The 14,737-nt window shown below is 61.2% G+C and carries 15 protein-coding genes; 7 read left to right on the forward strand and 8 right to left on the reverse strand.

The window, feature by feature from the left end; translation table 11 throughout:
- Nucleotides 1-4: 4 nt before the first annotated feature.
- The 5 genes from QMN23_RS05925 to ubiE form a co-directional block, all read right to left on the reverse strand.
- Nucleotides 5-253 (reverse strand): FmdB family zinc ribbon protein, encoded by a 249-nt coding sequence (locus QMN23_RS05925; RefSeq protein ID WP_282002566.1) that lies wholly within the window; start codon nucleotides 251-253, stop codon nucleotides 5-7.
- A gap of 88 nt (nucleotides 254-341) precedes the next feature.
- Nucleotides 342-653 carry a DUF167 domain-containing protein gene (locus QMN23_RS05930; RefSeq protein WP_432613097.1) on the reverse strand — a complete coding sequence of 104 codons (312 nt, stop codon included), beginning with the start codon at nucleotides 651-653 and terminating at the stop codon, nucleotides 342-344.
- On the reverse strand, nucleotides 643-1,092 hold the full coding sequence (locus QMN23_RS05935) for a DivIVA domain-containing protein (protein ID WP_282002568.1): 450 nt from the start codon (nucleotides 1,090-1,092) through the stop codon (nucleotides 643-645). Before QMN23_RS05935 ends, QMN23_RS05930 begins: the two co-directional genes overlap by 11 nt.
- On the reverse strand, nucleotides 1,089-1,406 hold the full coding sequence (locus QMN23_RS05940; protein ID WP_282002569.1) for a YggT family protein: 318 nt from the start codon (nucleotides 1,404-1,406) through the stop codon (nucleotides 1,089-1,091). The genes QMN23_RS05935 and QMN23_RS05940 overlap by 4 nt, the downstream gene beginning before the upstream one ends.
- Before the next feature lie 78 nt (nucleotides 1,407-1,484).
- Nucleotides 1,485-2,198 (reverse strand): bifunctional demethylmenaquinone methyltransferase/2-methoxy-6-polyprenyl-1,4-benzoquinol methylase UbiE, encoded by a 714-nt coding sequence (ubiE, locus tag QMN23_RS05945; protein WP_282002571.1) that lies wholly within the window; start codon nucleotides 2,196-2,198, stop codon nucleotides 1,485-1,487.
- A gap of 166 nt (nucleotides 2,199-2,364) precedes the next feature.
- Between ubiE and QMN23_RS05950 the strand changes: the two genes are divergently transcribed.
- From QMN23_RS05950 to QMN23_RS05970, 5 genes are all read left to right on the forward strand, one after another.
- Nucleotides 2,365-3,654 (forward strand): putative glycoside hydrolase, encoded by a 1,290-nt coding sequence (locus tag QMN23_RS05950; RefSeq protein WP_282002572.1) that lies wholly within the window; start codon nucleotides 2,365-2,367, stop codon nucleotides 3,652-3,654.
- 75 nt (nucleotides 3,655-3,729) lie between these two features.
- The gene (cdaA, locus tag QMN23_RS05955) at nucleotides 3,730-5,154 is read left to right on the forward strand and encodes a diadenylate cyclase CdaA (RefSeq protein ID WP_282002574.1); all 1,425 of its coding nucleotides are present in this window, start codon (nucleotides 3,730-3,732) and stop codon (nucleotides 5,152-5,154) included.
- Nucleotides 5,155-5,231: 77 nt separating this feature from the next.
- Nucleotides 5,232-6,263 (forward strand): C40 family peptidase, encoded by a 1,032-nt coding sequence (locus tag QMN23_RS05960; RefSeq protein ID WP_282002575.1) that lies wholly within the window; start codon nucleotides 5,232-5,234, stop codon nucleotides 6,261-6,263.
- Between the two features lie 62 nt (nucleotides 6,264-6,325).
- The gene (locus QMN23_RS05965; RefSeq protein ID WP_282002576.1) at nucleotides 6,326-6,739 is read left to right on the forward strand and encodes a (deoxy)nucleoside triphosphate pyrophosphohydrolase; all 414 of its coding nucleotides are present in this window, start codon (nucleotides 6,326-6,328) and stop codon (nucleotides 6,737-6,739) included.
- Nucleotides 6,717-8,384, forward strand: a complete 1,668-nt coding sequence (locus tag QMN23_RS05970) for a B12-binding domain-containing radical SAM protein (RefSeq protein WP_282002577.1) — start codon at nucleotides 6,717-6,719, stop codon at nucleotides 8,382-8,384. The genes QMN23_RS05965 and QMN23_RS05970 overlap by 23 nt, the downstream gene beginning before the upstream one ends.
- A 57-nt stretch (nucleotides 8,385-8,441) precedes the next feature.
- On the opposite strand, the gene QMN23_RS05975 is transcribed toward QMN23_RS05970, so the two are convergent.
- The 3 genes from QMN23_RS05975 to QMN23_RS05985 all read right to left on the reverse strand — a co-directional run bounded on the left by QMN23_RS05975 (nucleotide 8,442) and on the right by QMN23_RS05985 (nucleotide 12,809).
- Nucleotides 8,442-8,879 carry a hypothetical protein gene (locus tag QMN23_RS05975; protein ID WP_282002578.1) on the reverse strand — a complete coding sequence of 146 codons (438 nt, stop codon included), beginning with the start codon at nucleotides 8,877-8,879 and terminating at the stop codon, nucleotides 8,442-8,444.
- An 81-nt stretch (nucleotides 8,880-8,960) separates the two neighbouring features.
- Nucleotides 8,961-12,203 carry an AsmA family protein gene (locus tag QMN23_RS05980; RefSeq protein ID WP_282002579.1) on the reverse strand — a complete coding sequence of 1,081 codons (3,243 nt, stop codon included), beginning with the start codon at nucleotides 12,201-12,203 and terminating at the stop codon, nucleotides 8,961-8,963.
- Nucleotides 12,204-12,371: 168 nt separating this feature from the next.
- Nucleotides 12,372-12,809 carry a hypothetical protein gene (locus QMN23_RS05985; RefSeq protein ID WP_282002581.1) on the reverse strand — a complete coding sequence of 146 codons (438 nt, stop codon included), beginning with the start codon at nucleotides 12,807-12,809 and terminating at the stop codon, nucleotides 12,372-12,374.
- Between the two features lie 211 nt (nucleotides 12,810-13,020).
- Between QMN23_RS05985 and QMN23_RS05990 the strand changes: the two genes are divergently transcribed.
- Together QMN23_RS05990 and QMN23_RS05995 are read left to right on the forward strand one after the other, a co-directional pair.
- On the forward strand, nucleotides 13,021-13,893 hold the full coding sequence (locus tag QMN23_RS05990) for a diacylglycerol/lipid kinase family protein (RefSeq protein ID WP_282002582.1): 873 nt from the start codon (nucleotides 13,021-13,023) through the stop codon (nucleotides 13,891-13,893).
- A 109-nt stretch (nucleotides 13,894-14,002) separates the two neighbouring features.
- On the forward strand, nucleotides 14,003-14,731 hold the full coding sequence (locus tag QMN23_RS05995) for a response regulator (protein WP_282002584.1): 729 nt from the start codon (nucleotides 14,003-14,005) through the stop codon (nucleotides 14,729-14,731).
- Nucleotides 14,732-14,737 lie beyond the last annotated feature (6 nt).

The raw sequence follows: 14,737 nt of genomic DNA on the forward strand, positions 1-14,737 counted from the left end.
CGGACTATGCCGCGGACGGGCAGCCGGCGCACTTGCCGCCGGAAGGGCAAGCCGGCGCATCGGACTTCTTGCTGTTGCCGTTGTAGCCTTCGGCGTACCAACCGCCTCCCTTGAGGGCAAAACCGCTCTGGGAGATGAGCTTCGTTACCGGGCCACCGCAGGCGGGGCACTCCTTGGCCGGCTCGTCGGAAAACTTCTGGCGCAACTCGAAACGGTTACCGCACTTCTCGCACTGATACTCGTAGAGTGGCATCTGATTCTACCTCCTGCACTTGCTGTTCATCCAGACATAATAGTGAGTAGGAAGCGGGTTTGTCAACCCCTGCGCCGCCGGGCGACGGTCACTTTGCAAGCAGAGGAAGCAGGTCGGCGGGGGAAATGCCCGAGATAGCCAGGAGCTTGTGCCGGGATTTTTCACCGCCGATAATGTTGATGCAGGATTTGGCGATACGGAGTTTCTTGGCGAGGAATTCGATACAGAGCTTGTTCGCCTCTCCCTCGACCGGCGGGGAGGTCAGCCGCAGCTTCAGTTCGTTGCCCTGGACGCCGCAGATTTCGTTCTTCGCGGCCCGGGGCTGGACATGGACGGGAAGGATCACTCCGTCGGCAGTGGCCGAAACGTTCAGCCCCTGGAATGCCGGGTCACTCATCATCGAGGGCGAGCATTTTGTAGTGGGTGTCGAGCAGCGACTTGAAGGAGCTCTCGAACTGAAGCTTCTGCCGGCGCAGTTCCTGAATCTGGTCGTTCAGCTGGGCGAGCCGCCGCTCGGCGTCGGCCAGAATCTTCTCGCCCTTCATCTCGGCCTCGGAAATGAGCAGCGATGCTTCCTTCTGGGCGTTGGCCTTCATCTCTTCGGTAATCCGCTGGGCGGCGAGCATCGTTTCGCGGAGGTTTTTCTCCTGCTGGGCCAGTTGTTCGAGATCGGCGGTCGCCTTCTTCGCCTGTTCTTTCAGCTCGGTGTTTTCCCGGACCAGATTTTCCATCTCCTGGGCGACCATCTGGAGAAAGGCGTCGACGTCTTCCGGGTCGAGGCCGCCGAGCATCTTGCCCTTGAACTGCTGCTGCTGGATATCGAGCGGGGTGATTTTCATTGGAGGACTCCGGCGCCGAGTTTCATCTTGAAGGCCAGATCATAGATGGTTCTGACGATGAAGCTCTGCAGAAAGTAGATGGCAACCAGGACGATGATCGGCGACAGATCGAGGCCGCCGAGATCCGGCAGGATGCGGCGCACTCGCGACAGCAACGGTTCGGTGCTCCGGTAGAGGAAGTTGACGATCGGGTTGTAGGGGTCCGGATTGACCCAGGAGAGGATGGCCCGGGCGATGATGATGTACATGTAGATGGTCAGCAGGATGTCGGCGATCTTGGCTACCGCCAGGAGGAAATTGGCCAACACGAACATGGGATGTCCTTTCAGGGGGGATGGACAACGGCCGTGTTATACCGAAACGCCGGCGTCATGTCAAGGAAAGTGCCCCGGTTACGGTGCCTTTTCGCCGATATAGATGGTGGCGATGCCGAACGTCAGATCGCGGTGAGTGGTGTTGCTGAAGCCGGCCGCCGTCATTAGTTCCTTGAACTGCTCCTGGGAGGGGAATTCGAGCACCGAGTCGGGGAGATACTTGTAGGCGCTGAACTGGGAAAAAAGGCCGCCGATTACCGGCAGGACCCGGAGAAAATAGAAGGAATAGATCGCCTTGAACAGCCGGGAACGGGGATTGGAGAACTCGAGGATCACCGCCCGGCCTCCCGGCCGCAGGATCCGCTGCATTTCACGCAGCCCCTGCTGCCGGTCGACCACGTTCCTGATGCCGAAGGCGATAGTGACGGAGTCAAAGGTACCGTCGGGGAACGGGATCGCTTCGCAGGGAGCGATGTCGAGGCTGATCCGCTCGGCGTAGGGGGACTGGGCGACCTTCTGCCGGCCGAGGGTTACCATCCCTTCCGAAAAGTCGAGCCCGACGATCTTGACCGATGCCGGGGTCTGGCGGGCGATCTCCAGCGCCACGTCGCCGGTACCGGTGGCGACGTCAAGAACCCGTCCCCCGGCAGACCATTTGACGCAGTTTACGGCGATGCGGCGCCAGCGGCGATCGATACCGAAGCTGAGCAGCCGGTTGAGGAAGTCGTAGCGGGGGGCGATGTCGCTGAACATCTCCCGAATTCGCTCTCCTTTGGCCGTAAGCTTATACATTTATTTTCTGTCCTTTTATCGGGTAAAATGGTATAAATCTTGATTCTCATTCGGTGAAGCCAGTCGGTTGTACCATAGAACCGGTTGCCGTTGCCAGTACTTTTGTCGGACCCCGGGAGTGCCGTCGGCAGGCCTGTCGATGATAACCTCTCGGGCGGAGGAATTTGTGAAAAACGTTATTGTCATTCTCGCTGTCGCCCTGGTCCTGGTGGCTGCCGGCGCCGGCGCCTACTACTACTCTTCTTCGCGGGGCGGCGCGCCGGTGCCGGCGCCCGCATCGCGTGCCGCGCTTGTCCAGCCTGCCCCGGTGCCGCTCCAGCAACCGCAGCAACCGGCGAAGCGAGCTCTCCTGAACCAGGAAGTGCAGGGCATCTATCTCTCCTCCTGGACCGCCGGGGTCAAGCGCTTTTACACTCTGGCCGACCTGGTGGCCACGTCGCAACTGAATGCGCTCGTCATCGACGTCAAGGATAGTACCGGCAAGGTGGGATACAAATCGGCGGTTCCGCTGGTGGCGGAGATCGGTGCCTACGAGCCCCGCATCCGCGATCTTGACGCGATTCTCAAGTACTGTCGTGACAAGCATATCCATACGATCGCCCGGATCGCCGTATTCCAGGACCCGGTACTGGCGAAAGCCCGGCCGCGGCTGGCGGTAGGGAGCGCCGGCGGTGGCATCTGGAAGGATCGCAAGGGGCTTTCCTGGGTCGACCCGGCTGCCCGCGAGGTCTGGGCATACAATGTCGCCATCGCCAAGGAGGTGGCGGCCCGCGGTTTCGACGAAGTCCAGTTCGACTACGTCCGGTTCCCGACCGACGGCAAGCTCCGGGCGCTGAATTATCCGGTCTATCGGCGGAACGTGCCGAAACACGAAGTGATCAAGAGCTTCTTCCAGTACGTGGATCGGGAGCTGAAGCCGGTGAACGTCCTGGTCTCCGCCGATATCTTCGGCCTGACGGTGATGGCCGAGGACGATCTCAATATCGGCCAGCGGATCGAAGATATCGCCGACTATGTCGACTTCATTTGCCCGATGATCTACCCGTCCCATTTCCCCCGTGGCCACCTGGGGCTGAAAAATCCGGCGGATCATCCCTACCTGATCATTTACGACAGCTGCATGCGCGGACTGAAGCGGCTGGAAGGGAAACGGGCCAAGATGCGTCCCTGGTTGCAGGATTTCAAGCTCGGCGCCGTCTACGACAAGGGGATGATTCTCGATCAGATCCGGGCGGCCCGTGATGCCCGTGTTGCCGGCTTTTGCATGTGGAATGCCCGCAACGTTTACACCGACACGGCGTATCGGGCGCCGTTCCCGGCCCCCAATCCCCATCCCCCCCTCTATGACCATCTCCAGGCCGAGCTGAACCGGCCCCGGAAGGCGAAGGGTGGGAGCCAGGCAAATGCCGCCGAGCCGGGCAAGGCACTACCGATCGCCCGAAAAAAGAATATCTGACCGTTTCCGTTCGACCCGAGCACTCCCAACCTGCTGTATGCCCGGCCGCCTGGCGGCCGGGCCGAGGGGTAACCGTTGCTACCGATCATCCGCTGGCAGGATATTGCCGACATCATCATCATGAGCTTCCTGGCGTATCAGCTCTACAGCTGGTTCAAGCACACCCGGGCCATGCAGGTGCTGATCGGCATGATTTTTCTCGTCGGCGTCTATTTTGTGACCAAGAACCTGGGGCTCTTCATGACGAGTTGGATTCTCCAGGAACTCGGCACAGCCCTCTTTGTGCTGATCATCGTCATTTTTCAGGCGGAAATTCGTCAGGCCCTTTACCGGATCAGCCTGTTGCGGCATTTCTTCGGCAGTCAGGGGGGCGGGAGCCACCTTGACCTTCAGGACCTGGTGCTGACGATTTTTGCCCTGGCCAAGGAACGAACCGGGGCCATCCTCGTTTTTCAGCGCCAGGAGACGCTGGATGACTATCTGCTTCACGGCGTCAGGCTCGACAGCCTGCCGAGCGGCCAGTTGCTCAAGAGCATTTTCCAGGATGGCACGCCGCTCCACGATGGGGCCGTAGTCATCAAGGACGGCCGGATTTCCCAGGCTTCCTGCCACCTCCCGCTGTCGAGCAAAACCGAGCTCCCCCAGTATCTGGGTACCCGCCACCGGGCCGGCATCGGCCTGAGCGAGCGTTCGGACGCCATCGTCGTGATCGTTTCCGAGGAGCGTGGCGAGGTGGGGCTCGCCCTTGGCGGCGAGCTGGAGAAGGTCGGCACCGCCGAGCTGCTGATCGAACGGTTGCAAGGGCTCCTCTATCCGCAGAAGCTCAGCCAGCCGGTCATCACTATTCGCCAACGGCTGTTTCGCAATCTGATCCCCAAGTTGGTGACCACGCTGATCGTCATTGTTTGCTGGCTGATCATCACCAACCGGCAGGGGGGTATTTTCACCGTTACTGTCCCGATCAAGTTCCATAATCTGCCGAGCCGGGCCGTGCTGCTGAAAAGTTCGCCGGATAATCTCGACGTGCAGCTGAAAGTCATTTCCAGTCTGATCCCGTCGCCACGGCAGCTCGATGTCGTTGCCGACCTGGATCTTTCCAATGTGCGGGAAGGGGTGAACAGTATCCCGATCCGGGATACCGACCTGAATCTCCCTCTTGGCGTGATGGTTACGGGAATGAACCCTGCTGTCGCCAAGGTCACCATCGGCCGGAAGGCCCAGAAGGAACTGCGGATCAAGGTCACGACGGTCGGCAGACTGCACGGCGGGTTGCGGTTACAGGCGCTCAAGGTCGAGCCGGCAACGGTGATGGTCGAGGGGCCCGAGCATCTGCTCAACCAGTTCGAGACTATTTCGACCGAACCGGTCAATCTGGACAAGATAAAACAGGGCACGATTCTTGAATTGGATTTGATACCCCCATCACCTCAACTTCGGGTTCTGCGCGACGAGCCGGTCCTGGTCAGGGTCAGCGCCTCGGTCAGGCATCGTCCGGAATAAAACTTGACAGCAGGGTGTCAATTTGTTATAAATTTCCATCTTTTTGTGTCATTTAATAAAACAAAGAAGGAGGAAGCATGATTAAACGAATACGCCTTATCGCCCTATTCGCCACCCTCTGCGCCTTCCCTTCATTGGCCCACGCGGCCAAAACCCATAAAGTAAGAAAGAACGAAACCCTCTCCGCCATCGCCAAGAAATATCACGTCTCCGTGCGTGAGCTTAAATCTGCCAACGACCTGGCCAAAAATCGCATCGCCCCGGGGACCGTCTTGGTCCTTCCCCCTTCCTCTGCGGCAGATAACTCCGAACAACTCAAGACCGCGGCAACGTATAAGGTGAAAAAAGGGGATACAATCACCCGTATTGCCCGGAAAACCGGCGTTTCGGTAGCCGAGCTGCGCCACCTGAACGGCTTGCGCAAAAAACGGTTAAAAGTTGGGCAGGTGCTTGCTTTGCGGGCAGCCGAGCCCGAGACTGCGCCTGCGGCGGCCAAACTTTCCCTGAAAAAGCCGCTGAACAATCTCGACCTGTATAACGAGAAAGAATACGAGCAGAGCTTGGCTGATCTGGTGGAGAGCGATGCGGACGGCAAGCCGGCCGACTTTACCAAGAATGTCCAGCTCAAGGTCGACAACCTGACCGAGCTGAAGAAGACCGCCTACAGTTTCATCGGTACCCGTTACCGCTTCGGCGGCACCTCGCGAAGCGGCCTCGACTGTTCGAGTTTCGTGCAGCATGTGTTCCGCGAGTTGGATGTCGATCTGCCCCGCACCGCCCGCGAGCAATACCAAGTAGGGAACTCTGTCGCTCCCGGAGACTTGCAGAAGGGCGATCTGATCTTCTTCCACACCTACGCCCGCTTTCCCTCCCATGTCGGTATCTACCTCGGCAATAACAAGATGATCCACGCCTCGTCCCGCGACCGGCGGGTGGTCATTTCCTCCATCGATACGCCTTATTACCGATCGCGGTATATCGGCGCAAAGCGGATCGCTCAGGTCAATCCGGCGGTACTGAAGCTTGATGATCTGGTGGCCGGTGCCGAAGAGGAAGGGCTGGAGGATATCCTGAAAAACGACACGATGGATGTTGGCCTGCTGAAGTAGGCAGGATCGTTCACCGCTATGCGAAATCCGGCCGGAAGGCCGGATTTTTTTTTGAGGTCGAAATGCACCCCTTGCTGGTCACCGCGGCGATCATCGTTCATGAAGGCAAGATTCTGCTGACAAAGCGGAAGCCCGACGCCCCGTATCCTTTACTGTGGGAATTCCCCGGCGGCAAGCTCGAAGCCGACGAACATCCGGAGCAATGCATCGTGCGTGAGGTGCGGGAAGAGCTGGGGATGGAGGTCGCCGTGGAAGGGATCTACGAGGTGATCTATCATCGCTATCCCGAGCGGCCGGTACTGGTGCTCGCCTACCGATGCCGCTGGCTGGCGGGGGAGCTGCAGGAGCTCGATGTTGCCGGACACTGCTGGACACCTCCCGAGCTGGTGACGTCCTTCGCGTTGTTGCCGGCGGATCTCCCGCTGGCGGAACGGCTTGCCCGGGAGTTTGGCAATGCGCATTCTTCTTGCGTATAAGGCAGATCGTCGCGGTGCCGCCGATCCCCACACATCGCTGCTCCCGACAGGCCTCGGTTATCTGAACGCACTGCTTTGCCAGGAGGGGTTCGCTTCCCGGCTGGTCAATTTTTCCCGGGCTTCATGGGCGGAAATCGAGGCGCTGCTGCGACAGGAGCGGCCGGACCTGCTCGGCATCTCCCAATTTACCCACAACCGGTTCGATTCGCTCAAGCTCGCTGCCCTGGCGAAACAGTGTAATCGCGATTGTGTGACAATTCTCGGCGGGCCCCATGCCACCCACCGGGCGGTGCCGATCCTCGGCCAGCACCCGGCGGTCGATGCCATTGTTCTTGGTGAAGGGGAGGAGACCGTTCTGGAGCTGGCACGGCGGCTGGCTGCCGGCGACCGGCGCTTTGCCGGCATTGCCGGCTTGGCTTGGCGCGACGGTGACGAAATTCGACAGTCGCTGCGGCCGCCGATCGATGATCTGGACCGGCTCCCCTGTCCGGCAACCGCCATGGCAGATGCCTGGGAAACCGATATCCACCGGCAACTGGAGTTCATCATCACCTCCCGCGGCTGCCCGGCCGCCTGCCGCTTCTGTTCGTCACCGCAGTTCTGGGGCCGCGCGCTCCGCTTTCGTTCTCCCCGCTCGATTGTCGACGAGATCCGTTATATCCGGGATCACTATGGGCTCATCTATTTTTCGCTGCGCGACGATACCTTCACCGCCCGCAAAGAGCGGGTAATCGAATTCTGCCAGCTGCTGCTGGCGGAGCGGCTCTACATTCTCTGGAACTGCCAGTCGCGGGTCAATTGCGTCGATGAGGAAATGCTCGGCTGGATGCGGCGGGCCGGCTGCGAGTGTGTTCAGTATGGCGTTGAGTCGGGTTCCGAGGCCGTGCTTGCTCGCCTCGGCAAGGGGATTACCCCCGAGCAGGTGCGGCGGGCGGCCCGGGCGACCCGCCGTGCCGGCATCGAATTTTCAATCTACCTGATCACCGGCGTGCCCGGCGAAGGAGAAGCCGATCTGCGGGCGACCGAACAGCTGATCCGCGAGGTTCGTCCCCATGACGGCCAGGTCGCGCCGCTGGCCTACTTTCCGGGGACGTCGCTCTTTGCCGAGGCGGCAATGCGGGGAGAGGTGGCCGGAGACCTGTTCGAACGGGAGCAGGGGGCGGCGTTTTACGTCCGGCACGACCCATTCGTCGGGCGGGCTACGGAGGAGTTGCTCCGTACTGTGGCACGGACCGGTCGCCGCGCCCGTTTTATCGGAACTGATTTTGCGGCCCAGAGACGATTGCTCGGTTTTTGCCATGGCACCAACCTGGCGGCAGGGCTGTGGCGCGCCGACCAGGGCGATATTGCGGGGGCGGAAGCAGAGTACCGGGAACTCATCAAGCGACAGCCGGAAAACCCGTGGGGACACCTCGCCCTGGGCGAGCTGCTGGCGATGACCGGCGAGATTGGCCGGGCGGAGCGGGAATTCCGGCGGGTACTGGCGATTGTTCCGAGTTATTTCCCCGGCTTCCTGGCCCTCGGCGAGCTGCGGCTGATGGCCGGCGATGCCGGCGGCGCACGCCATTTTTTCGAGCGGGCGCGGGAACTCAATCCCCGTGACTCGGAAGTGCTGGAACGGTTTCGGACGCTTGGCGGGCGGTGAAACAAAAGAGGCGACACCGAATGGTGCCGCCTCTTTTTACGCTAATGCGGGGAGCTGCTACTTGCCGGCGATCCGGATGCCGGGGGCAAAAATAATCTTGTCGAAGGTGCGGTTCAGGGTCTTGCTGTGGAAGTTCTGCATCGGCGGAGAATCGGGGAATTCTACCACGTCGCCCTTGTTTACCTTGGTCTGCATAACGGCAACCCACAGTTTCTGGCCGTTTTCTTCGACTTCAAGGTAGGTATAACCGGCGGCATCCATCGTGGAGATTACTTTCCCTTTGTGACCGGCACCGGCGGGGATTTCCTGGGGCTTCATGCCGGCATGGGGGTTGGCGCCGCTGTGGACTGCGTCATTGGGCATTTGGCCCTGTGGCATCTGGGCCGGCATGCCGGCCTGGGGCGCCGGAGTAGCTTCGGGAGTCTTGGGTTTTTCCTTGCATCCGGCTGCGGTGAGGGATGCGACTGCAAGAGCAATCAGTACTGTCTTTTTCACCTCTATCCTCCTGTGTGGGTTGATTACCAAAACGGTAGCCTATCATAGGTGGTTAACGATTTACAATAGCAAAAAATGCCCCTATTTCCCGATAATTACCTCGCCCGTGTCGGTAATTAGTTTCGCCGGCAGTTGAAATACCCGTTTGAAAATGTCGAATACACCGCGGGCGATCGAGGAGACCGGAATAGCGGTAACGGTCGGGTCGGTCAGTTTCCCCTTCGCCTCGAAATAGGTGGTGATGAAATGCTTCTCCCTGCCGGTCAGAATCCAGCCGACGATCGGGATGCGGTTGACCACCTTGTCGACGGTTTGCAGTGGCTGGACACCGATGGTGGCGTCGATCTCCTCCCGGGGCAGATCGATTTTGCCGACAGCCGAGATGTTCATGGCGTTGCTGTCGATGAAGAAATCGTTGCTGGAGACGATTCCGTCCCGGACAGCCAGGGTTCCGGTAACTTTGTTGTACGGCATGCCGTCGGCGACCATGTCGGGCAGCTGGAACTTGAGCAGCTGCGAGACGTTGAGAATGGAGAAGATTTTCGACAAGGTCGAGAATTTGCGCAGTTTACCTCGTTCCATCTGCAGTTTGACGTTGCCGAGGAGTGATTTCTTCAGCTCGGCCATGGTCCCCCCCTTGGCAGTCACGTCAGCCTGCAGGGAGAGAGTGCCGGTAACGATCTCGTTGTGGATTTTCAGACCGAGGGACTGAATTAGCTGTTCGGCGTCGACCTTGTCCGCCTTGAGGCTCGTTTGGTAGCGGGGGTGGCCGTTCGAGCCGAAGTCGGCCCGGACCCGCCCGGCAATCGTCCCGCCGTAGGCGGTGAATTCGAGGGGTTCCAGATAGAGGATATGCTCCTCGTACATTGCCACGGTGTGCAGTTTTTTGAAATCCAGCTTGGCGAAGCGGCCGCTTTCGGCATTGATTGTCGCTCTCAGGCTGGTGACGGCCGGCGCCTTGCCGTTAGTTCCGCTCCGTTCAAGTTCGGTCAGCAGCAGGATGTCGCCGATGTCGAGGTGGGGTGAGTTAACCGTCAGGTCAAGACGCGGGGTCCGGGGGTCGGTCACCGTCCCTTTCAGGTTCAGCACCGTGTCATTGATTTTGCCGGAAAGCGCCCGAATCTGCAGGGTATCGTCACGGTAGGCGAGATGCCCCTGCAGCCGCTGGACCCGGACCGGTCCTTTGGCGCTGACGATGCCCAGATCGGCCAGGTCGAGGAGCGGTGAGGAAAAGTCGGCGTTGAAGGAGGGATGGTCGAAATCGGTGACGCTGCCCCGACCGTAGATAAGCGACTGCCCCAGGTGCATCGCCAGCCGGGGGGTTTCCAGTGATTTCCCCTTGAAGCGGACGGTGCCGGTGATATTGCTCAGCGGTTTCATCTGTTCGGTGAACCGCACCGCGGCGCCGTTCAACAGGAGCGAGCCGGTCCAGCTGAGGTCGGTAGGGGTGGCCGTCGCTCCTTCACCGTGGGCCGTGATCTGCATGATTCCCTGCGGCGCATACGGTTTGGCCCGGGGGAGGAGCGGGGCGATAGCCGCCATCTGGAACGGATTCGAGCGCAGATCGAGCTGGAACGGCACCTTGCCGCCGGGACGCCGGTGGGCGGCGACTGCCAGTGCCAGGGGGGGGAGATTGTACTGGCAGGAGACGTCGGTCGGTTTCTCTTTGCCCAGTGAAAGTTTGAAGGAGAGAGTATTGGCCATTTGGGCCGGCTTGGCAATGGTATCGGTAAGGCTGTAGCCGGCCTCCTTCAGGTCCCAGTCGCCGGCCAGGGCATAGGCGGCGGTGGTCCCCTGGCCGGTGAGGTGAAGCACCGATTTGCCGGAGAAATGGAGTTTGCTCCCCTGCGCCTTGCCGAGCAGCCAGACCAGTTCGGACTGCTGCGGAGTAAAGACGGCGCTGAAGGGATAGCCGGACGGGGTGTCGAGGGGATAGTCGGAAATCATGCCGTTCAGGGTGAAAGGAGTGTTGCCGCATTTGCCGCTCATCTCTTTGAGAACGAAGTTTTTCCCCTCCAGCAGCAGCTCGCCTTTGATGCCGTTGAACGGCGGCACCCCGCCGCCGATGTCGACGATGGCGCCGCCAAGGGCGTGGGCATGGACGGAGAGAACGTTGTAATTCTGGTCCCGCTCCATGTGGAGAATCTGGCTCACCCGGCCGTCGAGCCGGCCGTCGTCAACCCGGAAGAGTCCTCCCTTGATGTTCCGTTCGATGAATTGCGAGGCGTCGGTGGCGATGATGCCGAAGGGGATGTAATGGAAGAACTCTTCCAGCCGGAACGGCGCAATCGTTGTCCGGGCGACGATGCGCGGATCGCCGGAACCGATGTCTTTGATGGCGCAGCTCCCCTTGATATGGAGGCCATCCATCTGGTAGTCGAGGGCGGTGACCGCCACCTCGCGGGCGCTGCGGCTCAGTTCATAGGTGGCGCGAATCTCCCGCGGGGCGAGGGTGGCGTGAAAAACCTCGGGGTAGGCGAACCGGAGGCCGACGAGCCGGAGGGCGCCGTGGGAGGTGAATTCGGCGCCGGTGCCGTTGAACGAGGCATCGAGGTCGAGCCGGCCTGCCGGCCGCTGAAAAGGTACGTACCGGGCGTAGTAGGGCCAGTAGTACGGGGTATCGATCCCCCGGGCGAGGACCTTGACCGCGAAGTGGGTCCCCGTGAGTGGCTTGTCGGCCCGCGGCAGCGTTACCGTTCCCCGCAGGGCGACACTGCTGCGGGTCTTCCCTTCGAGCACCGTGGTGGAGAGTTCGACGTCAGACTCACGGCCTCGAACCAGCCGGCTGATGGTCAGGTTGGTCCGGTCGAAGATCGTCGTCAGCCCGGTGGTGACGGCGGCGTGGTCGGTGACGACGATGCGCCCGTCAATGAGGCGAATCCCTTTCAGGCGGAACTTGAGTGCCGGTGGCTGTTGCTGTTCCTCCAGGAGATCGCTGATGTTGAACCGGCCGTCCCGGTCGCGGCTCAGGCGGATGGTCGGCTGCTCTACCACCAGTTGCTTGATGATCACCCGCTTGTCGAGCAGCGGCAGCAGGGCGATCCGGAAACTGAGCCGGTCGGCGGTGGCGAAATCGGCCCGGCCGTCCCGTTCCTTGATCGTTACCTTGGTAAACGTGAAGGCCGGACCGAAACTGAAGGAGAGATTCCCTTTTTCGTAGGTCACCCGTCGATGGAGGGTCTGCTCAACCTCGGCGAGGATCTGCTCCTTGTACGTGTCGATCTCGTGCAGCCGGCTGAAAAGGATAACGGCCACAGAACCGGCAATTACCACGACAATCAGCAGAATGGCGATGAGCAGGACTTTCCCGGTTTTCGCAAGCATGACGACAATCCTTGGCGGGAGGGTGTTCACCCGGGGTGAAGTGGGAGAATTATACTCCGCCGGCGGACGGTGCCGCAACAGTTCTTTGCCGGCCGGCGGGCGACGGGGTGAGGCGAGGGGGTGACACGCGGAAGCCCTGCCGATCAGGCTCCCGCGTGCGGCGCAGGGCTACTGTTGAGGAGGGGCCGGCTGTTTCCGCCGTTCCCACCGTTCCCTGGCCTGCTGGCGCATGGCGTCGGCCTGCTGTTGCTGGGCGGGGGTGAGCAGCTCCTTGACCCGGTTGTGGTACCGGTCGCGCAGCTCCTGCATCTTCTGCTGGCGCTGCTGGCGGGTCAGGGTGGTGTCGTTGCGCATCGTTTTGATCTCATTGTATTCTTCCTGGAGAATCGGCAGGATCTTTTCCTTCTGCTCCGCCGTAAGGTTGAGGCGGACCGCCATCCGCTCGAGCCGGCTTTCGGGGATGTTCTTCTGTACCTGTCCCTGGCGGGCTCCCGCCCCCGCACCCGGTCCCATCCCCATTCCCTGCTGGGCCGCCGCGGGTAGCGCCGTCGCCGCCAGGGTGGCTGCCGCCGCAATCAGTACTGCCAGTCGCTTCAGATTGCTCATGATGTTTCTCCTTTCATTCCTGGTCCGGGCGTGGCATGGCCAATCCCCCGGGACATGATGATGTAATGATTCTAACGTGGCAGGAGCCGATCGGTTGACCGGCCGGCGGCGCCGATTGACAAAAAATGTGGCCGCCCGTCGATGGGGGATGGTATACTCCCCGTCCACCACGACAGTCTATCCCACGCCCGGTCAATTGCAAGGAGTCCCCATGTCCCGCCACTGCTCGCTCATCATCAACCCGGTTTCGGGCAGTTATTCGGCCCGCCGGGCCGAGCGGATCGTCGCCGCCTTGCGTCGTGGCGGGCTGGAACCGGAGATTCTCCTGACCACCGGCCCCGACGATGCCGCTGCCTTTGCCGCGGCCGTCTGCGCCCGCGAGGAAGAGCCGCTGCTGGTGGCCAGCGGCGGTGACGGGACGGTGAACGGCGTCCTGAACGGCATGACGCCGGGGAAAGGGACCATCGCCGTGCTGCCGCTCGGCACGGCTAATGTCCTGGCGCTTGAATTGGGCCTTCGTTCCGTCGACGATGCCGTAGCGCGGATCGTCCGGGGCGAAAGCCGTCCGCTGACGGTCGGTCTGCTGGAAGGATTCGGCCTGCGCCGGTATTTCTCGCTGATGGTCGGCTCCGGCTTCGACGCCCAGGTGGTGGAGGGGGTGCGCGGCGAGGAAAAGCGGCGCTTCGGCAAGGGGGCTTACTTCCTTGCGGCGTTCCGTACCCTGGCTGCCTGGGATGGCCAGTTGCTGGAGGTGGCCACGGCCGGTGCATCCCACCAATGTCACAGCGTGGTGATCTGCAACGCTGCCCGTTACGGTGGCCGGCCGGTGCTGGCGCCTGGGGCGTCCGTCTTTGCCGACGGCTTTCAGGTGGTCTGCATTCGGGGCGCCCGCCGCCGCAATTACCTGCAACTGGCCTGGGACGTTCTGCGAGGGAATGGGCCGGCCGGGACGAACGTTTCCGTCTTTGCCGCCGATGCCGTTACCATTGGTGGCAACAAACCGGTCCAGGCCGATGGCGATTTCATCTGCTACGGCCCGGTGACTGTCCGGTCTGTGCCCGACTTCGCCCGGATCATTGCCTGAACAGATTCCGGTACAGAAATTTTCCATTCTGCCGATACATGTAGGGAATGTTTCCCCGTGCCTGACGACGGCACCGGTTGTCCCGTCCGGGACAAAGGAAAGGTGCATTATGCCGAAACCGAAAATCCTCCTGGTGGATGATGTGAATCTGATGCTCGAACTGGAGAAAAGCTACCTCCGCTTCTCGCCGGTCCGGCTTTTCACCGCCCGGGATGGAGCAGAGGCCCTCGAAGTAGTGCGGGCGGAACGGCCCGACCTGGTGTTCATGGACCTCAACATGCCGAAGATGAGTGGTGCCGAATGCTGTGCCGCCATCAAGGCCGATCCCGAACTGGCGGCTACGCCGGTTGTGATGGTGACCACTGCCGGCAATCCCGAGGACGAGGCGCTCTGCCGCCGCTCGGGCTGCGACGGTTACATCACCAAGCCGATCGACCGGCGGCTGTTCCTGGAGGCCGGCCGGCGCTACCTCCCCGACATCGACCGCCGTGAGCCGCGCTATGTCTTCTCCACCCGGATCAGCTGCCAGAGCGGCGAGGAGGAATTGACCGGCACCACTGCCGACATCAGCATCGGTGGACTGTACATGGCGGTCAACGGCCAACTGGGTCAGGACGAACGGATCGAGATGGTCTTCAGCCTGCCGGGCTGCCAGCAGAAGATCAAGGTCCAGGGGCGGGTCGCCTGGCTGAACAACGACGAGGCGCGGCGCAAACCGCGGCTGCCGGCCGGTTTCGGCGTGGAGTTTATGGCGATTGATCCGGACGATCTGGACAAGGTGAAGCGCTACGTGGAGTCGCTTCGTCCGGCTGTGCCGCCGTTGCGACGGTTGGGCTGAACCGGT

Origin of the sequence: Geotalea uraniireducens, from assembly GCF_027943965.1 — a bacterium.
Taxonomy (GTDB): domain Bacteria; phylum Desulfobacterota; class Desulfuromonadia; order Geobacterales; family Geobacteraceae; genus Geobacter; species Geobacter uraniireducens.

Bases quoted from the DNA above. Each gene is read 5' to 3' on its own strand.
- QMN23_RS05985 (WP_282002581.1), bottom strand. From the start codon at position 12,809: ATGAGCAATCTGAAGCGACTGGCAGTACTGATTGCGGCGGCAGCCACC.
- ubiE (WP_282002571.1), bottom strand. From the start codon at position 2,198: ATGTATAAGCTTACGGCCAAAGGAGAGCGAATTCGGGAGATGTTCAGC.
- QMN23_RS05965 (WP_282002576.1), top strand. From the start codon at position 6,326: ATGCACCCCTTGCTGGTCACCGCGGCGATCATCGTTCATGAAGGCAAG.
- QMN23_RS05995 (WP_282002584.1), top strand. From the start codon at position 14,003: ATGCCGAAACCGAAAATCCTCCTGGTGGATGATGTGAATCTGATGCTC.
- QMN23_RS05980 (WP_282002579.1), bottom strand. From the start codon at position 12,203: ATGCTTGCGAAAACCGGGAAAGTCCTGCTCATCGCCATTCTGCTGATT.
- QMN23_RS05925 (WP_282002566.1), bottom strand. From the start codon at position 253: ATGCCACTCTACGAGTATCAGTGCGAGAAGTGCGGTAACCGTTTCGAG.
- QMN23_RS05930 (WP_432613097.1), bottom strand. From the start codon at position 653: ATGATGAGTGACCCGGCATTCCAGGGGCTGAACGTTTCGGCCACTGCC.
- QMN23_RS05940 (WP_282002569.1), bottom strand. From the start codon at position 1,406: ATGTTCGTGTTGGCCAATTTCCTCCTGGCGGTAGCCAAGATCGCCGAC.
- QMN23_RS05990 (WP_282002582.1), top strand. From the start codon at position 13,021: ATGTCCCGCCACTGCTCGCTCATCATCAACCCGGTTTCGGGCAGTTAT.
- QMN23_RS05960 (WP_282002575.1), top strand. From the start codon at position 5,232: ATGATTAAACGAATACGCCTTATCGCCCTATTCGCCACCCTCTGCGCC.
- QMN23_RS05935 (WP_282002568.1), bottom strand. From the start codon at position 1,092: ATGAAAATCACCCCGCTCGATATCCAGCAGCAGCAGTTCAAGGGCAAG.
- QMN23_RS05970 (WP_282002577.1), top strand. From the start codon at position 6,717: ATGCGCATTCTTCTTGCGTATAAGGCAGATCGTCGCGGTGCCGCCGAT.